We start from the raw sequence: 17,375 nt of genomic DNA, 5'->3' as shown, positions 1-17,375 counted from the left end.
TTTGATTTTTAATGACTTGGTCAGAATTTATAAATTTTGCTCTTAAATGCCAGCTTCAAGCATAGCTTCTGCTTGATAGTGAGTGATAAGCGGCTCGATAATCTCGTCAAATAATCCTGCAGCCATGATCGCATCAAGGCGGTAAAGTGTTAAATTTATGCGGTGATCGCTTATGCGGTTTTGCGGATAGTTATAAGTTCTTATCCTGCCTGAGCGGTCTCCAGTACCGACCTGACTCTTGCGCTCGCTAGTCTCTTTAGCAAGCCTCTCTTGCTCTTGCATCTCGTAAAGTCTAGCTTTTAGCACCTTCATCGCAGCTTCTTTGTTTTTGTGCTGGCTCTTGCCATCTTGGTTTGTCACAACAAGTCCAGTTGGTATGTGCGTAATCCTAACAGCACTATCGGTTGTATTGACCGACTGACCGCCATGACCTGAACTTCTCATAACATCAACTCTTATATCATTTGGATTGATCTCGATCTCGCTGTCTTCGACCTCTGGCATGATAGCCACAGTCACAGCCGAGGTATGCACCCTGCCCTGGCTCTCAGTCTCTGGCACACGCTGAACCCTATGTGTGCCACCTTCAAATTTTAGCCTTGAGTAAGCACCTTTGCCTTTTATAAGCACGATGATCTCTTTAAAACCGCCAGTATTGCCCTCGCTTTGGCTAACGATTTCAAATTTATATCCACGAAGCTCTGCATATCTGATGTAAGCGTTAAAAAGATCCCCAACAAATAGTGCAGCCTCGTCACCACCAGTGCCTGCACGAATTTCTAAAAATATATTTTTATCATCGTTTGGATCTTTTGGAAGAAGCAAAATTTTGATCTCTTCTTCAAGCTTCTCTCTTGAAATTTCTAAATTTTTAAGCTCTTCTTTTGCAAGCTCGCCAAGCTCAGAATCCTCAAGTAGGGCTTTATTCTCTTCGATATCGTTTAGAATTTGTAGATATTTTTTTGCAGCAGTTGCGACTGGTTCGATAGATGATTGCTCTTTTGAGAGCTTTGTCATCTTTTCGATATCGTTTGCTATATTTGGATCGCTTAGAAGCGTAGAAATTTCATCATAGCGATCCAAAAATGGATGAAGTTTATCAGCAAACATTAAAATTTAATAGATTAAGCAGCTTTTAGAGTATTTACTAATTGAGCAAGGCGACTAACGCGACGAGCAGCAGTTTGTTTCTTCAAAAAGCCTCTACTTACGAAGCTGTGGATGCTTTTGTTAGCAACTTTTAAAGCTTCATTTGCAGCATTTAGATCTTTAGCTTCTACAGCTACACGCACTGCTTTTGTTATATTTTTAAGTCTAGTGCGGTAAAATCTGTTTCTTTCTGTTCTTTTTATAGTTTGTCTAGCTCTTTTTTCAGCAGATTTATGGTTTGCCATAATATACCTTTTTTGATAATTTTAGTCCGTGATTATATGAAAAATATATTTAATTGTAACTGAATTTAAGTCAGCTTTAAAACAAATAAAATTTTAGATTTTAAATTTGATAATTTCTGATAAAATAGCACCATTTTATAATAAAAAGGATAAATTTATGAAACTTTTTGGAACAGACGGAGTTCGTGGTAAGGCTGGCGAAAAGCTTTCAGCTCAAACATCTATGCGCCTTGCAATGGCTGCTGGAATTTACTTTAGAAAGACCTCAGCGACAAATGTGATCTTGGTTGGAAAAGATACTAGAAAAAGTGGCTATATGATAGAAACTGCCATCGTTGCAGGGCTAACTGCAGTTGGCTACAACGTCCTTCAAATAGGCCCTATGCCAACACCTGCGATCGCATTTTTAACAGAAAATATGCGCTGTGATGCTGGCATAATGATAAGCGCCTCACACAACCCATACTACGATAATGGCATCAAATTTTTTGATAGCTTTGGCAACAAGCTTGATGAGACGATAGAGGCTGAGATAGAAAAGATCTTTTATGACGATGAGCTCATCGCAAATGCCCAAAAAACGATGACAGAGATCGGCGCAAACAAGAGGATCGACGATGTTATCGGCAGATATATCGTGCAGATCAAAAATTCATTCCCAAAAGAGCTAAATTTAAAGAATTTACGAGTAGTTTTAGATGTGGCAAACGGAGCTGCTTACAAGGTTGCGCCAACTGTATTTAGCGAGCTTGGAGCCGACGTCATCGTCATAAACAACGAGCCAAATGGTAGCAACATTAACCAAAACTGCGGCGCGCTTCACCCAGAAGATCTAGCAAGTGAGGTAAAAAGGCTTCGTGCTGACATCGGCTTTGCATTTGACGGCGATGCTGATAGGCTTGTCGTTGTCGATGAAAACGGCGAAGTTGTGCATGGCGACGCGATACTTGGCTCACTAGCTGCATTTTTGCACGAGCAAAAGACTCTAAAAGGCGGTGCCATCGTGGCTACGGTGATGAGTAACGCCGCGCTTGATGACTATCTAAAAGCTCACAAGATCAAGCTACTTCGCTCAAACGTAGGCGATAAATACGTGCTTGAGATGATGAAAGAAAATGGCATAAATTTTGGCGGCGAGCAAAGCGGTCACGTCATATTTAATGACTATGCTAAGACTGGGGACGGCCTTGTTACTTCGATGCAAGTTGTTGCGATGATGCTTAAAAAAGGTAAAAAAGCTAGTGAAATTTTTGGCGAGCTAAAGCCGTATCCACAAATTTTACTAAATTTAAAGATCACAGAGAAAAAGCCGCTTGATAAGATAGAGGGGCTAAAAGAGCTTGAGGCTAGCCTTGCAAAAGAGGGCATAAGATCGCTCTTTAGATACTCTGGCACTGAAAATTTGATCAGACTTTTGCTTGAAGGTAAAAATCAAACTTTAGTTGAAAAACACATGGATGAAGTTGAGAAATTTTTTGTAAAAGCCCTAAATGCGTAAAAGCTTATTCAAATTTTTCATCGCGTTTTTTCTCATTTTTATCGTTGATCAAGCGATAAAGATGATATTTATAGATGGTTTTTTATGGGAGGGCGAGTTTTTCTCGCTAGTTCTTACATATAATAAGGGCGTTGCATTTTCGATGTTTGCCTTTTTAGATGAGTGGCTTAAATTTATCCAGATAGCTCTCATTTTAGGCGTTTTTGTCTATCTAGTCGTTGAAAAAAAACTGCTTTGCTCGCATGCCATTTGGCTTGGAGCTTTGCTAGGAGCTGGCAGCTCAAACATCACAGATAGATTTATCCATGGTGGCGTTGTGGATTACGTCTTTTGGCATAAGTGGTTTAACTTTGCGGTCTTTAACTTTGCTGATGTGATGATCGATCTTTGCGTTGTGATGATACTTTGGCAAAGTTTTAGAAAAAGGAGAGAGAGTGGGAAATAATATCTACGTCGCATACGCGCTTTGGCTGCTTACTGGCTGGCTTGGAGCGCATAGAATTTACCTTGGTAAATTTATCACTGGCTTTTTAATGATGGGACTATTTTTCGTTGGCTACTCTTTGCAAATCATCCTCATTGGCTACTTATTTTTGGCTATTTGGGGCATTTGGTGGCTTATCGACGTATTTTTGGTTGGTGCTTATGTCGAGAAAAATTTACAAAAGGCCGAGCTAAAAGAGAGAGTAAAACTAAAAGATAAAGAGAATGACTTAAAAAGGCTTTACGAGCTTTTTGAGAGTGGTGCGATCAGCAAGGCTGAATTTGAAGCTAGAAAAGAGATACTTTTTAGATAAGGAGACGTTATGGCAGAATATTATCTTTACTTAAAATACCTCCACTATTTGTTTTTCATCTCGTGGATGGCAGTGCTGTTTTATCAGCCAAGGCTCTACGTTTATCACGTAGAAAACATGGATAAACCAGACTTCGTAAAAGTAGTTGAGGTGATGGAGTACAAGATGTATCACTACATCGGCTGGGTAGCACTCATTGGCTCATTTGTCACTGGCATTTTGATACTTATCGCGATGCCTGATCTTATAAAAACTGGTCACATCCACGTCAAAATTTTAGTTGTCATCTTAATGGCCATCTATCACCTAGACCTTGGACGCTACATGAAGCAGCTCAAAGAGAAACGCTGTAACAAAAGTGGCATCTTCTTTAGAGCTTACAACGAAGTGCCAACTATCGCGATGCTCATCATCATCTGGGTCATGATAGTAAATCCATTTTAAAGGAATTTGATGAAGAAATTTTTAGCATTTATCGCTTTGCCAGCGCTCTTACTCGCGGCTACTCAGTATTTTGAGCCGATGCAGATAAAATTTGACAACAGACTCTACTCGCTAGCAAACTCAGCCAAGCCTGTGCCAAATTTATTCACGCAGGAGTACTTGCTCCCTGGTGAGAAACTAGATAGTTTTAGCTACATGCTCTCGCTAAATACCCTTAAATTTGACGCTACGCCAGAGCAAGCAGTCGAGCAAAAGATAAATGACCTAAAAGAGCTAAAGGCAAAAGGGCTAAAAGTAGCTTATAAAAAGGGCTCGCTCGCAAATGAAATTTATCTTGATATCACGATATTTTCAAATTTAAATGGCACTCCAACAGCCGAGCACTCGATATATCGCTACACCAAACAAGGCGGAAATTTAGTCCTTTTTACCATCCAAAGGCGTGCTTATAAAAAAGAGGGCATTCAAAGATTTGCTACAAATTTCACGATCGAGTCGCAAGATTTTAGCAAAAAAGCCCTAGCCACACCTTTCCCACAGATCGTTAGCAAATAAAAAAATTTGAGTGTAAATTTAGCCTTTGCACTCAAATTTTAAAACCAGACTTAACAAATTTATCTAAAAATAAAACGAATAGTTATATGATAAGAAAAACTCAAAAAGGATAGCCTATGATACATAAAATTCTTATCGCAAATCGTGGTGAGATCGCAGTTAGAATAGTCAGAGCTTGTAGGGATTTACACATCCAAAGCGTAGGAATTTACACAGCGCCAGACAGCGAGTGCTTGCATGTAAGGATAGCTGATGAGGCCTATCAAGTGGGCGAAGATCCGATCAAAGGCTATCTTGACGCCAAAGCGATCGTAAAGCTCGCTAAAGAGTGTGGGGCTGATGCGATACACCCAGGATACGGCTTTTTAAGCGAAAACTACGAATTTGCAAAGGCAGTTGAGGATGCTGGGCTCATTTTCATCGGTCCAAAGGCCGAAGTTATCAAGAAAATGGGCGATAAAAACATCGCTAGATATCTAATGAAGAAAAACGGCATACCAATAGTGCCAGGCACTGAAAAGCTAAATGATGAGAGTATGGACGCCATAAAAGAGCACGCAAGGCGCATCGGCTACCCAGTCATCCTAAAAGCAAGCGGTGGTGGTGGTGGCCGCGGCATCAGAGAGGTTTGGCAAGAAGAAGATATGCAAGATGCCTTTGAGTCGTGCACCAGAGAGGCCAAGGCATACTTTAACAACGACGAAGTTTTTATGGAGAAGCTTGTCGTCAATCCTCGCCACATCGAGTTTCAAATTTTAGGCGATAACTACGGCAACATCATCCACCTTTGCGAGCGTGACTGCTCTATCCAAAGGCGCCACCAAAAGATCATCGAGATCGCGCCTTGTCCTTCGATCAGTGAAAATTTAAGAAAGATCATGGGCGTGACTGCGGTCGCTGCTGCAAAGGCTGTGGGCTACTCAAACGTCGGAACGATCGAGTTTTTGCTAGATGACTACAACAACTTTTACTTCATGGAGATGAACACTCGTATCCAAGTGGAGCACGGCATCACCGAAGAGATAACAGGCCATGACCTAGTAGTTAGGCAGATAAGGATCGCAGCGGGCGAGATACTAGAGATCGAGCAAAGCGACATCAAGCCACGCGGCTATGCGATAGAGGCGAGGATCACGGCTGAGAATGTCTGGGAGAATTTCATCCCAGCACCAGGCACTATCGAGGGCTACTACCCAGCTCTTGGCCCATCTGTGCGTGTCGATAGCCACGTTTATAAAGACTATACCATACCGCCATTTTACGACTCACTTATCGCAAAGCTGATAGTAAAAGCGACCGACTACGACCTCGCGGTAAATAAGCTTGAAAGAGCACTTGAAGAATTTACCATCGAGGGCGTGCGAACGATCATCCCATTTTTGCTAACGATCAGCAAAAGTAAGGAGTTTAGAAGAGGATTTTTCGATACTAGCTACGTCGAGAAAAACTTAAAAACTATCCTTGAAAACACCTACGACGATATGAACAAAGAACCAAATGACGACCTAGAAGAGGTCATCGTAGAGGCGATAAAAAGATATAAAAAGAAGAGATAAATTTATCTCTGCTACGGCTTTGGCGATAAATTTCGCCAAGGCTAAATTTCCGCACAAACTGCGTAAATTTTAGCTCCGTCATTTGCCACAGCATAGAGCCTGCCACCGCTTACTAGCATGATCTGATCTGCGCCAAGTCTAAATTTCTCAAACTCTATCTCTTTTAATAGCAAGCCATCTTTGGCGCTTATCAAAACTGGCTTATTTTTGCGGTTTGCGAGCAAAATTTGACCATCGACCCAAACAAAATGCTCCGTGCCGCTGGTTTTAAACTTAAACACCACCTCGCCACTTTTTGCATCCACGGCGTATAGATCTCCGCCCTTGCCAGCGGTGCCAAAGTAAAGCACTCCATCACGCAGGCAAACTGGCGTGTAGAGATATGCGCCAAGCTTTAGCCGCCAGATGCTCTTGCCTATCCTTGCGCCCTGCTCTTTGGGCGGCAAATTAGCGTTTAAATTTTCATCTTTTGCTTCGCTTTTGAGCTCTGCGCCGCCCAAAATTTCTTTGCACTCCATCATAAATGGCGAGCTCATTCGCACGCAAAAGCCATCAAATTCATACGTTTTAGCGTCGTTATATATCTCTTTTACAGGCTCCTTAGCAACGCCGAGCTCGCTCATCTGCCCGTCACTTATCTTTATGAGCTTTGCAGGGGAGTTTATGTAGCCCTTGTAGTATCTAGTATTTAGCACGAAGTAGCCATTTTCTGGGTAACAACGCGCATTGCTAGCTATAAAAATTTCGCTTTGTTTGTAGGTAAGCGTTGATCTTTTGTGCTCGCTAAAGTCGCGCGAAAATGTATCTAGTAGCACGTAGTTTGGCGTTAGTTTTTGAACTATCTCTAGCTCGCTAGGCACGCCAAAAGCAAAATGCACAAATGCAATGCACTCGTCCATCTCGTAAATGCCAGTCACGCCGTGCCCGCGAAACTCCACGCCAGGCATATCAAGAGGATATGATCTAACCACGCTAGCTCCTTAAATTTATGGCGATTATAACCCAAATTTAAAAGCGCACTGGGCTAAATTTGATAAAATTTGCCAAAATTTAGCAAATTTAAGGAGCGATATGTTTTTAAAACTAGACGAGATCGCTAGAAAACTAGATCGAATTTTCTTGCCGCTAGAGCAAGATGGCATGACTGGCATGAGACTTTTGCCGCAAAAGGATGCTTCGGCGCTCGTGCAAGCACAAAATAGCCTTGGCGTAAATTTCCCAGCTAAATTTACAAAGCTAATGAGCAAATTTGAGCTTGGCAATTTTGAAATTTGCAATGTCAGCTTTGGCTCAAGAGGCGACTATGCAAGCGAGCTAGTGCGCCTAAACAGCGTAGATGAGTTTGGAGGCAAATGGTGGCAGGGTGAAGCTCGCCAAGCAAATTTGATAGTTTTTGCCGTGGGAGATCCTTGGATATTTTTGCTTGATTGCACGAGTGGTGCGGTCTATGCATGGCTACTTGAAGATGACGAGCTTTGCAGCAGGCGCGTTGCGAGCGACTTTGAAAAATTTTTCATAGCGCTTGCCAGCACCTATATAGCAAGACTAAATGACGAAACCCTGCCATCAGCCAAGCAAATCCTAAATTTTGTCCAAGCAGACGACGTGGCACTTTATTTTTGGCAAGAGATGACGCAAATTTAGTAAATTTTATAAATTTATCCTAGCAACCAAAGCAAAAACCACTTTTTATAAATTTAGTTTCGATATGTAACACTCATTGCCCAAAATAAAAATATTAAAATATCTTTAAATAAAAATTTTTTCTAGCCGAGCTAATATTTAACTACAAAAAAAGGAAAAAGGAGCAAAAATGAGCGAGTACATCGAACAAACGATGGAGTGGATAAAGAAGACCAACCCAGGTCAAGGCGTCTTTGTCCAAGCTGCGACTGAGGTTTTAAACAGCCTAGAGCCGCTTATCAAAAGAGAGAGCAAGTACCAAAAACACGCGATCCTAGAGCGCATCGTCATCCCTGAGCGCACAGTGATCTTTCGCGTGACATACACAGGCGACGATGGCAGACCAAAGGTAAATAACGGCTACCGCGTGCAGTTTAACTCAGCCGTTGGCCCATACAAAGGCGGTCTAAGGCTCCACCCAAGCGTCGATCTTGGCGTGCTAAAATTTCTTGGATTTGAGCAAATTTTCAAAAACTCGCTCACTGGCGTAAATATCGGCGGCGCAAAAGGCGGCAGCACCTTTGATCCAAAGGGCAAGAGTGAGGGCGAGATAATGCGCTTTTGCCAAGCATTTATGAGCGAGCTATATCGCCACATCGGCAACACCGTGGATGTGCCAGCAGGCGACATCGGCGTGGGCGCTAGAGAGATCGGCTATATGTTTGGCCAGTATAAAAAGCTAACTGGCAGATTTGATGGCATCCTAACTGGCAAGGGGCTAAACTGGGGCGGCAGTCTAGCGCGCACAGAGGCTACTGGTTACGGATTAGTATATTTCACTCAAAACATGTTAAAAAAAGCTGGACTTGATCTAGAGGGCAAAAAATGCAGCATCAGCGGTAGCGGAAATGTCGCCATCTACACGGTCGAAAAGCTCTATCAAGCAGGCGCACTGCCTATCACTGTCTCTGACTCAAACGGATACGTCTATGACGCTGAGGGCATCGATCTAGCGGTGCTTAAAGAGTTAAAAGAGGTCAAGCGCGCTCGCCTTAGCGAATACACCAAATTTAGACCAAACGCAAAATATGTAAGCGTGAGCGAGTATAAAGAGGGCAGAAACGGTGTCTGGGACGTGCCATGCGACGGAGCCTTCCCATGTGCGACACAAAACGAGCTTCACCTAGCTGACATAAAAGTGCTTTACGCAAATGGCTGCCGCTTCGTGGCTGAGGGCGCAAACATGCCAAGCACGCTTGATGCGATAAATTTCATGCTTGCGCAAAAAGACTTTCACTTTGCTCCAGCAAAAGCAGCAAACGCTGGCGGTGTGGGCACGAGCGGACTTGAGATGATGCAAAACGCTGGCATGACTTCGTGGAGCTTTGAGGAGGTCGATCGCAGACTTCATGGCATCATGAATCACATCTTTGAACTAAGCTACGAAACGAGTAAAGAGTTTGGCGATGAGGGCAACCTAGTGCTTGGCTCAAATATCGCTGGCTTTAGAAAAGTGGCTGATGCGATGATAGATCAAGGATATGTGTAGGCCATTTTGGCTCTGTAAATTTACGTCCAAGCTAAATTTGGACGTAAATCAATATAAGGCTGGCTAGGGTTTTAGCCAAAATAGAATTTGCCTTTTGCACGGCAAATTTTACTAGCAAGCTATCAAATTTATGCAAGCTTGAAGCATTTTATGCCGTGTTCGTTTTGACAAATTTTTGCTGGCGTGACAGATGTGAATTTGAAGCTTGGTTAAATTTCACTAGGGCAGCGAACAGATCACTATTTTTAGAGCTTTTAGTATAAATTTTGTCAAAACAGCCGATATGGTGGAGTGGCGAGGTTTGAGCAGTAAAATTTGTGGAGCATCCTGTGGATATTTTGCTTGATTGCACGAGTGGTGCGGTCTATGCGTGGCTACTTGGCGACAAGAAGCTTTGTAGCAAGTGTGCCGCAAACGAGAAATTTTTATAGCGCTTGCAACTTCGGCATAATAAGGCTAAATAGTGAAATCCTACCAGAGAATGAGCGAAACCTAAAATTTCACAAGCAGATAACAGATCACTTTTTTGACAAGAAATGGCTTATGAAATTTAGTAAATTTAGGCTCGTCCAGCCTAAATTCTCTTTTATAAATTTAAGCTACAAAAAACGAATTTTTTGCCAAATTTAGCCTAAAACACTCTACGCGCACCATAAATTTACAAACTCGTAAGAAATTATCAAATTTACTTTACTAGATGGCGTTTGCTTGGTCAAATTTCAGCAAATCACTCGTGTAAGAGGTTGGCAGAAAAAAAGATGGGATAAATTTTGGTAAGCGAAAATTGAAATTTACTGCATTTAACCCACAAAGAAGCAAATTTCTCATCAAATTTAGTCACCACATAAAAAGTATTATTAAAACAATATTTCTCTTGCCAAATTTAACCAGATATTGAGCAAATTTAGCCTCAAATACTCATACAAGCATATAAAAAACAAAATTTAAAACTCGCAAGAAGTTTTTAGCACAGCGCTTTTATGAGTGACAGCAAGATAATCAAATTCGGACAAGATAATTTAAATTTTGCTAAATTTAAGCTACAAATAATCAAGTTTCTTACCAAATTTATCCTGCAATTAGACAAAATTTGATTTAAAACACCCACGCAAACACTTAAATTTACAAACTCACAAGCCACATCAACCGCAAACGCCCTTGCGTAAATTTAGCAAATATAAAAATGATAGATTTTTTGAGAAATAGTTATTTGTGAGTTTTTGTATTAAAAATTTAATGAAAAAGAGCAAGCCCTAGCCTGCTCTTTGTAAGAATTTAACCCTTTTTTGGAGTTACAAGCATATTTACATAACGACCTTCTATTATAGGCTCTTTGTCGCGGTCAGCTTCATCTTTGATCATCTCCCAGACCTTCTCAAGCATGGCTACGCCAGCCTCTGGGGTGCTCATCTCGCGACCCTTTAAAAATACACGAAATTTAACGTGTTTGCCATCTTGCAAAAACTCGCTTGCGTGTTTAACCTTGTAGTTTATATCGTTTTGGGCGATCTTGACAGAGAGTTTTATCTCTTTTATCTCGATGGTTTTTTGCTTTTTCTTGGCCTCTTTTTGCTTTTTCTCTTGCTGATAGCGGAATTTACCATAGTCCATTATCTTGCAAACTGGCGGCTTCGCGTCTGGCGCTATAAGCACTAGATCAAGCCCAAGCTTATTTGAGATCTCTAAAGCCTCATCTCTTGAGATGACACCGTATGCCGTGCCATCATCCCCTACACATCTTACCTCTCTCGCCCTTATGTCCTCATTGAGCAATACTTCATTTTCCTTACTCAAAAATGTACCTCACTAAGTTTCTCCTTCGTTAAATTTATAAATTCCGCCAAGCTCATATCGCTCTGCGTCCTAGCCTGTCTGTCGCGCAACGCAACGCTCTTGTTCGCTACTTCGTTGTCTCCTAGCACGACTATCATAGGCACCCTTTGTTTTTCTGCCGTTCTTATTCTCTTATTTAAACTCTCATTTTTACTTGCGATCTCGCTATCGACGTTGATCTTTCTTAGCTCGCGTGAAATTTCTTTTGCATAGTCTAAATGCGCGTCGCTAATAGGCACGATGACGACTTGCGTTGGAGCTATGAAAAATGGTAGCTCGCCAGCAGTGTGCTCAAGTAAAATTCCTATAAATCTCTCAAAACTGCCAAGCAAGGCTCTGTGAAGCATTACAGGGCGCTGTCTTTCGTTATTTGCGTCGATGTAGCCTAGATCAAAGCGCTCTGGCAAGTTAAAATCCACTTGTATCGTGCCGCACTGCCACTTTCTCTTAAGCGCGTCAGTTATCTTGATGTCGATCTTTGGTCCATAAAATGCGCCGCCGCCCTCGTCGATGCCGTATTTAAAGCCATTTTCATCAAGAGCTTCTTTTAGCGCTTTTGTAGCTGTATCCCAAATTTCATCGCCACCGATCGCTTTGGCTGGCTTGGTCGATATCTCCATCTCATAGTGGAAGCCAAAATTTTCCATTATCGTGCCAGCAAATTTTAAAATTTCTAAGATATTTTCTTTTATCTGGCTTGGCATACAAAAGATATGCGAGTCGTCCTGGGCAAATTCACGCACCCTGAAAAGTCCGTGAAGCACGCCGCTTTTCTCATGGCGATGTACGACGCCGTATTCGAAAAACTTAAGCGGCAAATCGCGGTATGAGCGGATGTCTGACTGATAAACTTTGATGTGACCCACGCAGTTCATCGGCTTTATGCCGTACTCTGCGTCATCGATCGTTGTAAAGTACATATTTTCTTTATAGTTTGCGTAGTGGCCGCTTCTTCTCCACACATCAGCCTTTAAAAGCTCAGGACCTCGCACTGGCTCGTAGCCGCGATCTCTGTGAGCTTTGTATAATAGCTGCTCTAGTTTTGATCTTAAGCGTCCGCCATTTGGTAGCCAGATAGGCAAACCACCACCCACCTCTTCATCAAATGTAAATAGCTTCATCTCGACGCCAAGCTTTCTGTGATCGCGCTTTTTAGCCTCTTCGATGATGCGGATGTGCTCTTTTAGGCTCTCTTTGTCTGCGTAAGCTGTGCCGTAAATTCTAGTTAGCATCTCACGGCTCTCATCGCCGCCAAGATACGCGCCAGCCACGCGTGTAAGCTTGAAGAATTTTAAAAATTTAGTATTTGGCACATGTGGTCCGCGGCAAAGATCTTCAAAATCGCCTTGTGCGTAGCTGCTCACTTCGCCATCTGGAATTCTTTTTAAGACCTCTTGTTTTAGATCGTCGTTTTTAAATTTCTCACTCATATTAGCTTTGGTTGAGCAGGTTTTAACTATGTCAAATTTCTTCTCAGCAAGCTCTTTCATCTTATCTTCGATCGCTGCTAGATCGCTCTCGCCTAGCTTCGTGCCCTCATCATCAACTCTAAAATCATAATAAAATCCATCTTCTACGTTTGGTCCGACAAAGAATTTTGCCTTTGGATAGAGTGATTTGATAGCTTGTGCCATGAGGTGCGCACAGGAGTGTCTGATAACGTGTAGTGCCTCTTTTGAGTTGTCAAAATAGATAGGCTCAGCACTACTCTCACGCCCTGCGATACTTTGAGTATCGACTATTTCGCCATTTAGTTTGTATGCGATGATATCGCTCATTGTTTTTCCTTATATCAAATTGTCTTTTTTACGATAAAAGAACGATTAAGGATTTTATCGAAATGGGCTTTAAGCTAAACTTAATAATTGCTAAGCAAATTTTTATAAATTCTTTTTAAATTTAGTAAAATTTGAACCAAAATTTTTGGTTTTTAAAATATATTTTTTTATATATAAAGATAATTATCCCTAAAATATGCATATTTTATCAATATAATTTATTATACTTTAAGATTATCCTTGATAATATTTGCTCCTGAAATGAATTTAGCAATTTCTCGTCTTTGCATTACTTAAATTCATTTTTCTCCCGACAAATTTAGTGCTAGGAAGTGGTTAGCCTAGCACTTTTCTTTTGCAAATTTAACAAACACTGGCTTTACTATCCTAGCGTAGTCTTTTGCGTTTAAAACGACTGATCTATCAAGAAGCCCTGCATTAAAGGCGATCTCCTCGTTTTGCTCTAGCAAACTCTCATCCACAACAAGGTGCAAATTTTTATGAAAGCTAAATGGCGGAACCGAGCCAAATACGCAATCAGCAAGCGCTGTAACCTCATCTGGGCTAGCAAGGCTTGCTCTTTTACCATCAAATTTTTGCGTAAGCGCGTCAAGATCAGCCTGCTCGTCCGCTGGCAAAACCGCAAGCAAGTAAATTTTACCAGCCTTCATCGCTGGCTTTTCGTCATCTAGCAAGTAACCATCTAGCACATTTTCATCTTTAAAAATTTGCCTAAATTTCTCCTCGCTAACGCCCTTTATAGAGCAGACCAGCGCCTTTGCGCCCTGGCTCATCTTCGTGCCCCTTATCTTAGCGACCTCCTCTGAAGTCCTAGCACTCTCATGCTCTATCACTCTAAATTTAGCCTCATTTTTGCTAAGAAGCTCGTGGATTTTATTAAAAATTTGCTCTGACACAGCTCTTTCCTTTGGATAAATTTAGTTAAAATTATACCGCTAAAACAAAAAAGGGCAGGAAAATGCAGATAAATTTAGATGACATCAAGATCGAACCAAGCTGGAAAGAGGTGCTAAAAGATGAGTTTTTGAGTGAAAATTTCGCTCGCATCAAAGAGAATTTCTTAAAAGCAAAGAGCGCTGGCGTCGTCTATCCACCAAGCGGGCTTATATTTAACGCATTTAATCTAACGCCATTTCACTCTGTCAAGGTGGTTATCCTAGGACAAGACCCATATCACGGCGCAAATCAAGCCATGGGACTAAGCTTTTCAGTGCCAAGTGGCGTGAGAGTGCCACCAAGCCTTGTGAATATCTATAAAGAAATTTACGCCGATCTTGGCATAAAAGAGCCAAATAGCGGCGATCTTACAAAGTGGGCAAAGCAAGGCGTGCTGCTTCTAAACTCGACTTTAAGCGTAAGTGCTGGAGCGGCAAATTCTCACGCTAGCTTTGGCTGGCAGGGGTTTACAGACGCTGTCATAAGAAAGATAAGTGAAAATTTACAAAACGTAGTTTTTATGCTCTGGGGCAACCCAGCCAAGGCAAAAGCGCCTCTAATAGACGCTAGCAAGCACCTCATCTTAGAAGCAGCCCACCCAAGTCCGCTAGCTCGTGGGGCGTTTTTTGGCTGCAGGCACTTTTCAAAGGCAAATATCTACCTAGCAAACCACGGCAAAACGCCCATAGAGTGGGACTTAAACGCTCAAATTTGAACTATTTTTTAAGCTCAGAAAGAAGTTTATTTACCTTTTCTAGCTCGCTTTTGCAAAATTTCTCATCGTTATTTTGCATTATCATCGCCTCTTGGCCGCTTTGTCTTTGCTTAAACTCATCAAATTTAAGCTCAAAAAGCCTTAGCGCCTTCTCATCACCTGCAAGTCGTTTGCTCTCTTTGGCGTAAAGCTCGTCAAGATAGAGCCTACTTTGTTTGACATATTCCTTGCAAACCTCGCTTGCACCAAATAAATTTACGCCCAGCAAAAGGGCAAAAATGGCAAATTTTTTCATATTTTTCCTTGAAATTTTTGCGTTATACTAGCCTTTAAGCACTTAAATTTTAAAATATTTTGCAAAAAAGGATGAAGAATGAGGCGAAAAGATAGAGAGCTTGGACGTGATGAGGCACTTGAGATTATCGATAACTGCGAATACGGCGTGATCTCATGCGTGGATGATGAGGGAGAAATTTTTAGCGTGCCTATCTCGCCTGTTAGGGTTGGTGAGAGCATTTTTATCCACGGAGCGAACGCTGGTAGCAAGGCAAAGCTGCTTCAAAATGGGCGAAAAGTGGAGTTTGTCTGCGTTAGCTTTAACAAAGTCCCACACCTAAATGATAGTGAGCTAGAAATGATAAAAGACGACGGCAAGGCGCTTGGTGGCAAGGTCTTTACGACTGAGTACAAAAGCGCCATCGCAAAAACAATAGCCTACGAAGTGAAAGATGAAGCCAAAAGATATGAAATTTTAAAAATTCTTAGCCTTAAATACACAGCCTATGCGATGAGTACCTTTGACGTGGCGGCAGAGTATGGGCTAAAAAATATGAAAATTTACGAGCTAAAGATAGAGAGCCTTAGCGCAAAGGCTAAAATTTTGCCAAAAGCGGTAAAGGAGTAAATTTGAGCTCACTTGCACTGATGTTTAGACCAAAAAACTTGGATGAAATTTGCGGTCAAAAGGCGGTTAAGGCAGCTTTTTTAAAATTTATAGCAACAAGCAAGATACCGCACTCCATATTTTATGGTCCAGCAGGCTGTGGCAAGACAAGCTTTGCAAGAGCAGTGGCAAGCGGGGCAAACTACGACTTTTACGAGTTTGACGGCGGAAATTTAAAGATAGATGACTTTCGCAAAATTTTAAAAAACTACGAAAACGCCCTAAATAAGCCACTCTTTTTCATAGACGAGATCCACAGGCTTAGCAAAACCCAGCAAGAAGCGCTGCTCATCCCCATGGAAAACTACAAAGCCCTAGTCATCGGCGCTAGCACGGAAAATCCCTTTTTCACGCTAAGCTCAGGCATCAGGAGCCGCTCGATGCTCTTTGAGTTTAGACCACTTAGCAGTGACGATTTTGAGGAGCTTCTTGGCAAGATAAGAGAGCAAATTTCATTTAGCATTGACGAGGAGGCAAAGGAGTATCTCTTTAAAAGTAGCGGCGGCGACGCAAGAGCTATGCTAAATTTACTCGAATTTGCCGTCACGCTTGATGAAAATGTGAGCTTAGAAAATTTAAAAACACTTCGCCAAAACGCCCTAAAAGAGGGGGCAAAAGAGGACGACACACACTACGAGCTAGCAAGCGCTTTTATAAAAAGCCTGCGTGGAAGCGACGAAAACGCCGTCATATACTATCTCGCAAGGCTCATAGACTCTGGCGAGAGTGCGGACTTTATCGCTAGAAGGATGGCGATATTTGCCAGCGAAGACATCGGCAATGCAAACCCAAATGCGCTAAATTTAGCCGCCAGCACGCTAAGCGCGGTAAAAGAGATAGGCTTTCCAGAGGCTAGGATCATACTGGCTCAGTGCGCCGTCTATCTAGCCAGCTCGCCAAAGTCAAACTCCAGCTACAACGCGATAAATGCCGCCCTAAGATACGTGCAAAGTGAAGAAATTTTAAAGATCCCGCCATATCTAAAAAATCACACAAAAGAGAGCAAAGACTACCTTTACCCGCATGATTTTGGCGGCTGGGTCGAGCAAAAATACCTAGAAAAACCGCTCGTTTTTTACAAAAGCAAGGGCATAGGCTTTGAAAAAACGCTAAATGAGTGGCTAGAAAAGATAAGGTCAAAGGGCTAAATTTAGGCTTTACTCTTTTAAATTTAAAAGGGCTGTTTTAAGGATGAATGAGCAAAATTTAACATATATCGCAAATTTAAAGATAAAAGACGTGCCGTGGGATAGGCTAAGCTGTAGCTACGGTACGGCGGAGCTTTTTGCGCAAATTTTAAATACACTTACAAAGGCTGTGAAAAAGAGCAAATTTGATGAAAAAGAGCTTAGCGAGCTACTTGATGATATCTTTGGTGAGTGTGAATATCAAGAGACATTTTGGCACGCAACGCCATTTGCGCTCGTTTTTTTGGTGCGAATTTATAAAAGTGCGCTAGGCGAAAAAGGCGAGGCAGCTAAATTTATCTCGCGTAAGCTTGAAGTCTTTTTTAAATTTATGCTTGAAATTTGTGAGAAGCTAGAGCATCTTGAGCACGCAAAGCCGCTTGCAAAAATGGAGCAAATGCTAGATCCAAAGTATCTTGAGATCGTGGATCAAGACGAGCTAAGCTATGACGATAGGCTATTTTACAGCTTTTACTACTACTCAAGCATGATTTTGCAGGGCGCTTTTGTAAAAATTTAGCTCGGCCATGATTTTTTAGTAGTTAA

At 41.8% G+C, this 17,375-nt stretch carries 20 protein-coding genes; 13 read left to right on the top strand and 7 right to left on the bottom strand.

All coding sequences use genetic code 11. The annotated features are described in order from the left end of the window. Positions 1 to 42: 42 nt before the first annotated feature. Positions 43 to 1,110: a peptide chain release factor 1 gene (prfA, locus tag CCS77_RS00375; protein ID WP_021087008.1), complete on the bottom strand. Its 1,068-nt coding sequence runs from the start codon at positions 1,108 to 1,110 to the stop codon at positions 43 to 45. Positions 1,111 to 1,124: 14 nt separating this feature from the next. After that, positions 1,125 to 1,394: a 30S ribosomal protein S20 gene (gene rpsT / locus CCS77_RS00370; protein ID WP_004317319.1), complete on the bottom strand. Its 270-nt coding sequence runs from the start codon at positions 1,392 to 1,394 to the stop codon at positions 1,125 to 1,127. A 157-nt stretch (positions 1,395 to 1,551) separates the two neighbouring features. Here rpsT and glmM point away from each other — a divergent pair, with 157 nt between their 5' ends. From glmM to CCS77_RS00340, 6 genes are all read left to right on the top strand, one after another. Further along, the gene (gene glmM, locus CCS77_RS00365; protein ID WP_107916231.1) at positions 1,552 to 2,892 is read left to right on the top strand and encodes a phosphoglucosamine mutase; all 1,341 of its coding nucleotides are present in this window, start codon (positions 1,552 to 1,554) and stop codon (positions 2,890 to 2,892) included. Further along, positions 2,885 to 3,337: a signal peptidase II gene (gene lspA, locus CCS77_RS00360; protein WP_107916230.1), complete on the top strand. Its 453-nt coding sequence runs from the start codon at positions 2,885 to 2,887 to the stop codon at positions 3,335 to 3,337. The genes glmM and lspA overlap by 8 nt, the downstream gene beginning before the upstream one ends. Continuing rightward, positions 3,327 to 3,689, top strand: coding sequence for an NINE protein (locus tag CCS77_RS00355; RefSeq protein ID WP_107916229.1), 363 nt, complete (start codon positions 3,327 to 3,329; stop codon positions 3,687 to 3,689). Before lspA ends, CCS77_RS00355 begins: the two co-directional genes overlap by 11 nt. Positions 3,690 to 3,698: 9 nt before the next feature. Beyond that, positions 3,699 to 4,133 (top strand): CopD family protein, encoded by a 435-nt coding sequence (locus tag CCS77_RS00350; RefSeq protein ID WP_004317437.1) that lies wholly within the window; start codon positions 3,699 to 3,701, stop codon positions 4,131 to 4,133. A gap of 9 nt (positions 4,134 to 4,142) precedes the next feature. Beyond that, positions 4,143 to 4,688: a hypothetical protein gene (locus CCS77_RS00345; RefSeq protein ID WP_107916228.1), complete on the top strand. Its 546-nt coding sequence runs from the start codon at positions 4,143 to 4,145 to the stop codon at positions 4,686 to 4,688. A 116-nt stretch (positions 4,689 to 4,804) separates the two neighbouring features. Beyond that, positions 4,805 to 6,244 (top strand): acetyl-CoA carboxylase subunit A, encoded by a 1,440-nt coding sequence (locus tag CCS77_RS00340; RefSeq protein ID WP_004317286.1) that lies wholly within the window; start codon positions 4,805 to 4,807, stop codon positions 6,242 to 6,244. Positions 6,245 to 6,285: 41 nt separating this feature from the next. Here the strand turns inward: CCS77_RS00340 and CCS77_RS00335 are convergent, their stop codons facing one another. Beyond that, a complete protein-coding gene (locus CCS77_RS00335) occupies positions 6,286 to 7,215 on the bottom strand; it encodes a PQQ-binding-like beta-propeller repeat protein (protein WP_107916227.1) in 930 nt (309 codons plus the stop codon). A gap of 100 nt (positions 7,216 to 7,315) precedes the next feature. Here CCS77_RS00335 and CCS77_RS00330 point away from each other — a divergent pair, with 100 nt between their 5' ends. The 3 genes from CCS77_RS00330 (at position 7,316) to CCS77_RS00320 (ending at position 10,046) form a co-directional block, all read left to right on the top strand. Further along, on the top strand, positions 7,316 to 7,888 hold the full coding sequence (locus CCS77_RS00330; protein ID WP_107916226.1) for an SMI1/KNR4 family protein: 573 nt from the start codon (positions 7,316 to 7,318) through the stop codon (positions 7,886 to 7,888). Positions 7,889 to 8,057: 169 nt separating this feature from the next. Further along, a complete protein-coding gene (gene gdhA / locus CCS77_RS00325; protein WP_103595934.1) occupies positions 8,058 to 9,416 on the top strand; it encodes an NADP-specific glutamate dehydrogenase in 1,359 nt (452 codons plus the stop codon). Positions 9,417 to 9,782: 366 nt separating this feature from the next. After that, positions 9,783 to 10,046, top strand: a complete 264-nt coding sequence (locus CCS77_RS00320; protein ID WP_107916225.1) for a hypothetical protein — start codon at positions 9,783 to 9,785, stop codon at positions 10,044 to 10,046. A gap of 645 nt (positions 10,047 to 10,691) precedes the next feature. Here CCS77_RS00320 and infC read toward each other — a convergent pair. The 3 genes from infC to CCS77_RS00300 form a co-directional block, all read right to left on the bottom strand. Further along, entirely contained in the window at positions 10,692 to 11,210 is a 519-nt protein-coding gene (gene infC, locus CCS77_RS00315) for a translation initiation factor IF-3 (protein ID WP_009295104.1), read from the bottom strand. After that, complete coding sequence (gene thrS, locus CCS77_RS00310) at positions 11,207 to 13,027, bottom strand: threonine--tRNA ligase (protein WP_107916224.1); 1,821 nt, start codon at positions 13,025 to 13,027, stop codon at positions 11,207 to 11,209. Before thrS ends, infC begins: the two co-directional genes overlap by 4 nt. Positions 13,028 to 13,368: 341 nt before the next feature. Continuing rightward, positions 13,369 to 13,944 (bottom strand): YbaK/EbsC family protein, encoded by a 576-nt coding sequence (locus CCS77_RS00300; protein WP_107916223.1) that lies wholly within the window; start codon positions 13,942 to 13,944, stop codon positions 13,369 to 13,371. Between the two features lie 62 nt (positions 13,945 to 14,006). Between CCS77_RS00300 and ung the strand changes: the two genes are divergently transcribed. Beyond that, positions 14,007 to 14,699: a uracil-DNA glycosylase gene (ung, locus tag CCS77_RS00295; RefSeq protein ID WP_107916222.1), complete on the top strand. Its 693-nt coding sequence runs from the start codon at positions 14,007 to 14,009 to the stop codon at positions 14,697 to 14,699. Position 14,700: 1 nt separating this feature from the next. On the opposite strand, the gene CCS77_RS00290 is transcribed toward ung, so the two are convergent. Continuing rightward, positions 14,701 to 14,994 carry a hypothetical protein gene (locus CCS77_RS00290; protein ID WP_107916221.1) on the bottom strand — a complete coding sequence of 98 codons (294 nt, stop codon included), beginning with the start codon at positions 14,992 to 14,994 and terminating at the stop codon, positions 14,701 to 14,703. 78 nt (positions 14,995 to 15,072) lie between these two features. Here CCS77_RS00290 and CCS77_RS00285 point away from each other — a divergent pair, with 78 nt between their 5' ends. From CCS77_RS00285 to CCS77_RS00275, 3 genes are read left to right on the top strand one after another with little or no spacing between them, the layout of a single operon-like run. Further along, positions 15,073 to 15,603, top strand: coding sequence for a pyridoxamine 5'-phosphate oxidase family protein (locus CCS77_RS00285; RefSeq protein WP_107916220.1), 531 nt, complete (start codon positions 15,073 to 15,075; stop codon positions 15,601 to 15,603). A 20-nt stretch (positions 15,604 to 15,623) separates the two neighbouring features. Beyond that, on the top strand, positions 15,624 to 16,790 hold the full coding sequence (locus CCS77_RS00280; protein ID WP_236635299.1) for a replication-associated recombination protein A: 1,167 nt from the start codon (positions 15,624 to 15,626) through the stop codon (positions 16,788 to 16,790). A 43-nt stretch (positions 16,791 to 16,833) separates the two neighbouring features. Beyond that, positions 16,834 to 17,349: an ATP-dependent DNA helicase RuvA gene (locus tag CCS77_RS00275; RefSeq protein ID WP_107916218.1), complete on the top strand. Its 516-nt coding sequence runs from the start codon at positions 16,834 to 16,836 to the stop codon at positions 17,347 to 17,349. Positions 17,350 to 17,375: the final 26 nt, after the last annotated feature.

The organism is Campylobacter concisus, assembly GCF_003048375.1.
GTDB lineage: Bacteria > Campylobacterota > Campylobacteria > Campylobacterales > Campylobacteraceae > Campylobacter_A > Campylobacter_A concisus_T.
This window is presented reverse-complemented; position numbering and strand designations above follow the sequence as displayed.

What these genes read in the sequence shown, in the direction of transcription:
- CCS77_RS00350 (WP_004317437.1), top strand. Translation starts at nt 3,699, where the DNA reads ATGGCAGAATATTATCTTTACTTAAAATACCTCCACTATTTGTTTTTC.
- lspA (WP_107916230.1), top strand. Translation starts at nt 2,885, where the DNA reads ATGCGTAAAAGCTTATTCAAATTTTTCATCGCGTTTTTTCTCATTTTT.
- CCS77_RS00280 (WP_236635299.1), top strand. Translation starts at nt 15,624, where the DNA reads ATGTTTAGACCAAAAAACTTGGATGAAATTTGCGGTCAAAAGGCGGTT.
- ung (WP_107916222.1), top strand. Translation starts at nt 14,007, where the DNA reads ATGCAGATAAATTTAGATGACATCAAGATCGAACCAAGCTGGAAAGAG.
- prfA (WP_021087008.1), bottom strand. Translation starts at nt 1,110, where the DNA reads ATGTTTGCTGATAAACTTCATCCATTTTTGGATCGCTATGATGAAATT.
- rpsT (WP_004317319.1), bottom strand. Translation starts at nt 1,394, where the DNA reads ATGGCAAACCATAAATCTGCTGAAAAAAGAGCTAGACAAACTATAAAA.
- glmM (WP_107916231.1), top strand. Translation starts at nt 1,552, where the DNA reads ATGAAACTTTTTGGAACAGACGGAGTTCGTGGTAAGGCTGGCGAAAAG.
- CCS77_RS00275 (WP_107916218.1), top strand. Translation starts at nt 16,834, where the DNA reads ATGAATGAGCAAAATTTAACATATATCGCAAATTTAAAGATAAAAGAC.
- CCS77_RS00330 (WP_107916226.1), top strand. Translation starts at nt 7,316, where the DNA reads ATGTTTTTAAAACTAGACGAGATCGCTAGAAAACTAGATCGAATTTTC.
- CCS77_RS00285 (WP_107916220.1), top strand. Translation starts at nt 15,073, where the DNA reads ATGAGGCGAAAAGATAGAGAGCTTGGACGTGATGAGGCACTTGAGATT.
- gdhA (WP_103595934.1), top strand. Translation starts at nt 8,058, where the DNA reads ATGAGCGAGTACATCGAACAAACGATGGAGTGGATAAAGAAGACCAAC.
- CCS77_RS00290 (WP_107916221.1), bottom strand. Translation starts at nt 14,994, where the DNA reads ATGAAAAAATTTGCCATTTTTGCCCTTTTGCTGGGCGTAAATTTATTT.
- CCS77_RS00340 (WP_004317286.1), top strand. Translation starts at nt 4,805, where the DNA reads ATGATACATAAAATTCTTATCGCAAATCGTGGTGAGATCGCAGTTAGA.
- CCS77_RS00320 (WP_107916225.1), top strand. Translation starts at nt 9,783, where the DNA reads ATGCGTGGCTACTTGGCGACAAGAAGCTTTGTAGCAAGTGTGCCGCAA.
- CCS77_RS00345 (WP_107916228.1), top strand. Translation starts at nt 4,143, where the DNA reads ATGAAGAAATTTTTAGCATTTATCGCTTTGCCAGCGCTCTTACTCGCG.
- thrS (WP_107916224.1), bottom strand. Translation starts at nt 13,027, where the DNA reads ATGAGCGATATCATCGCATACAAACTAAATGGCGAAATAGTCGATACT.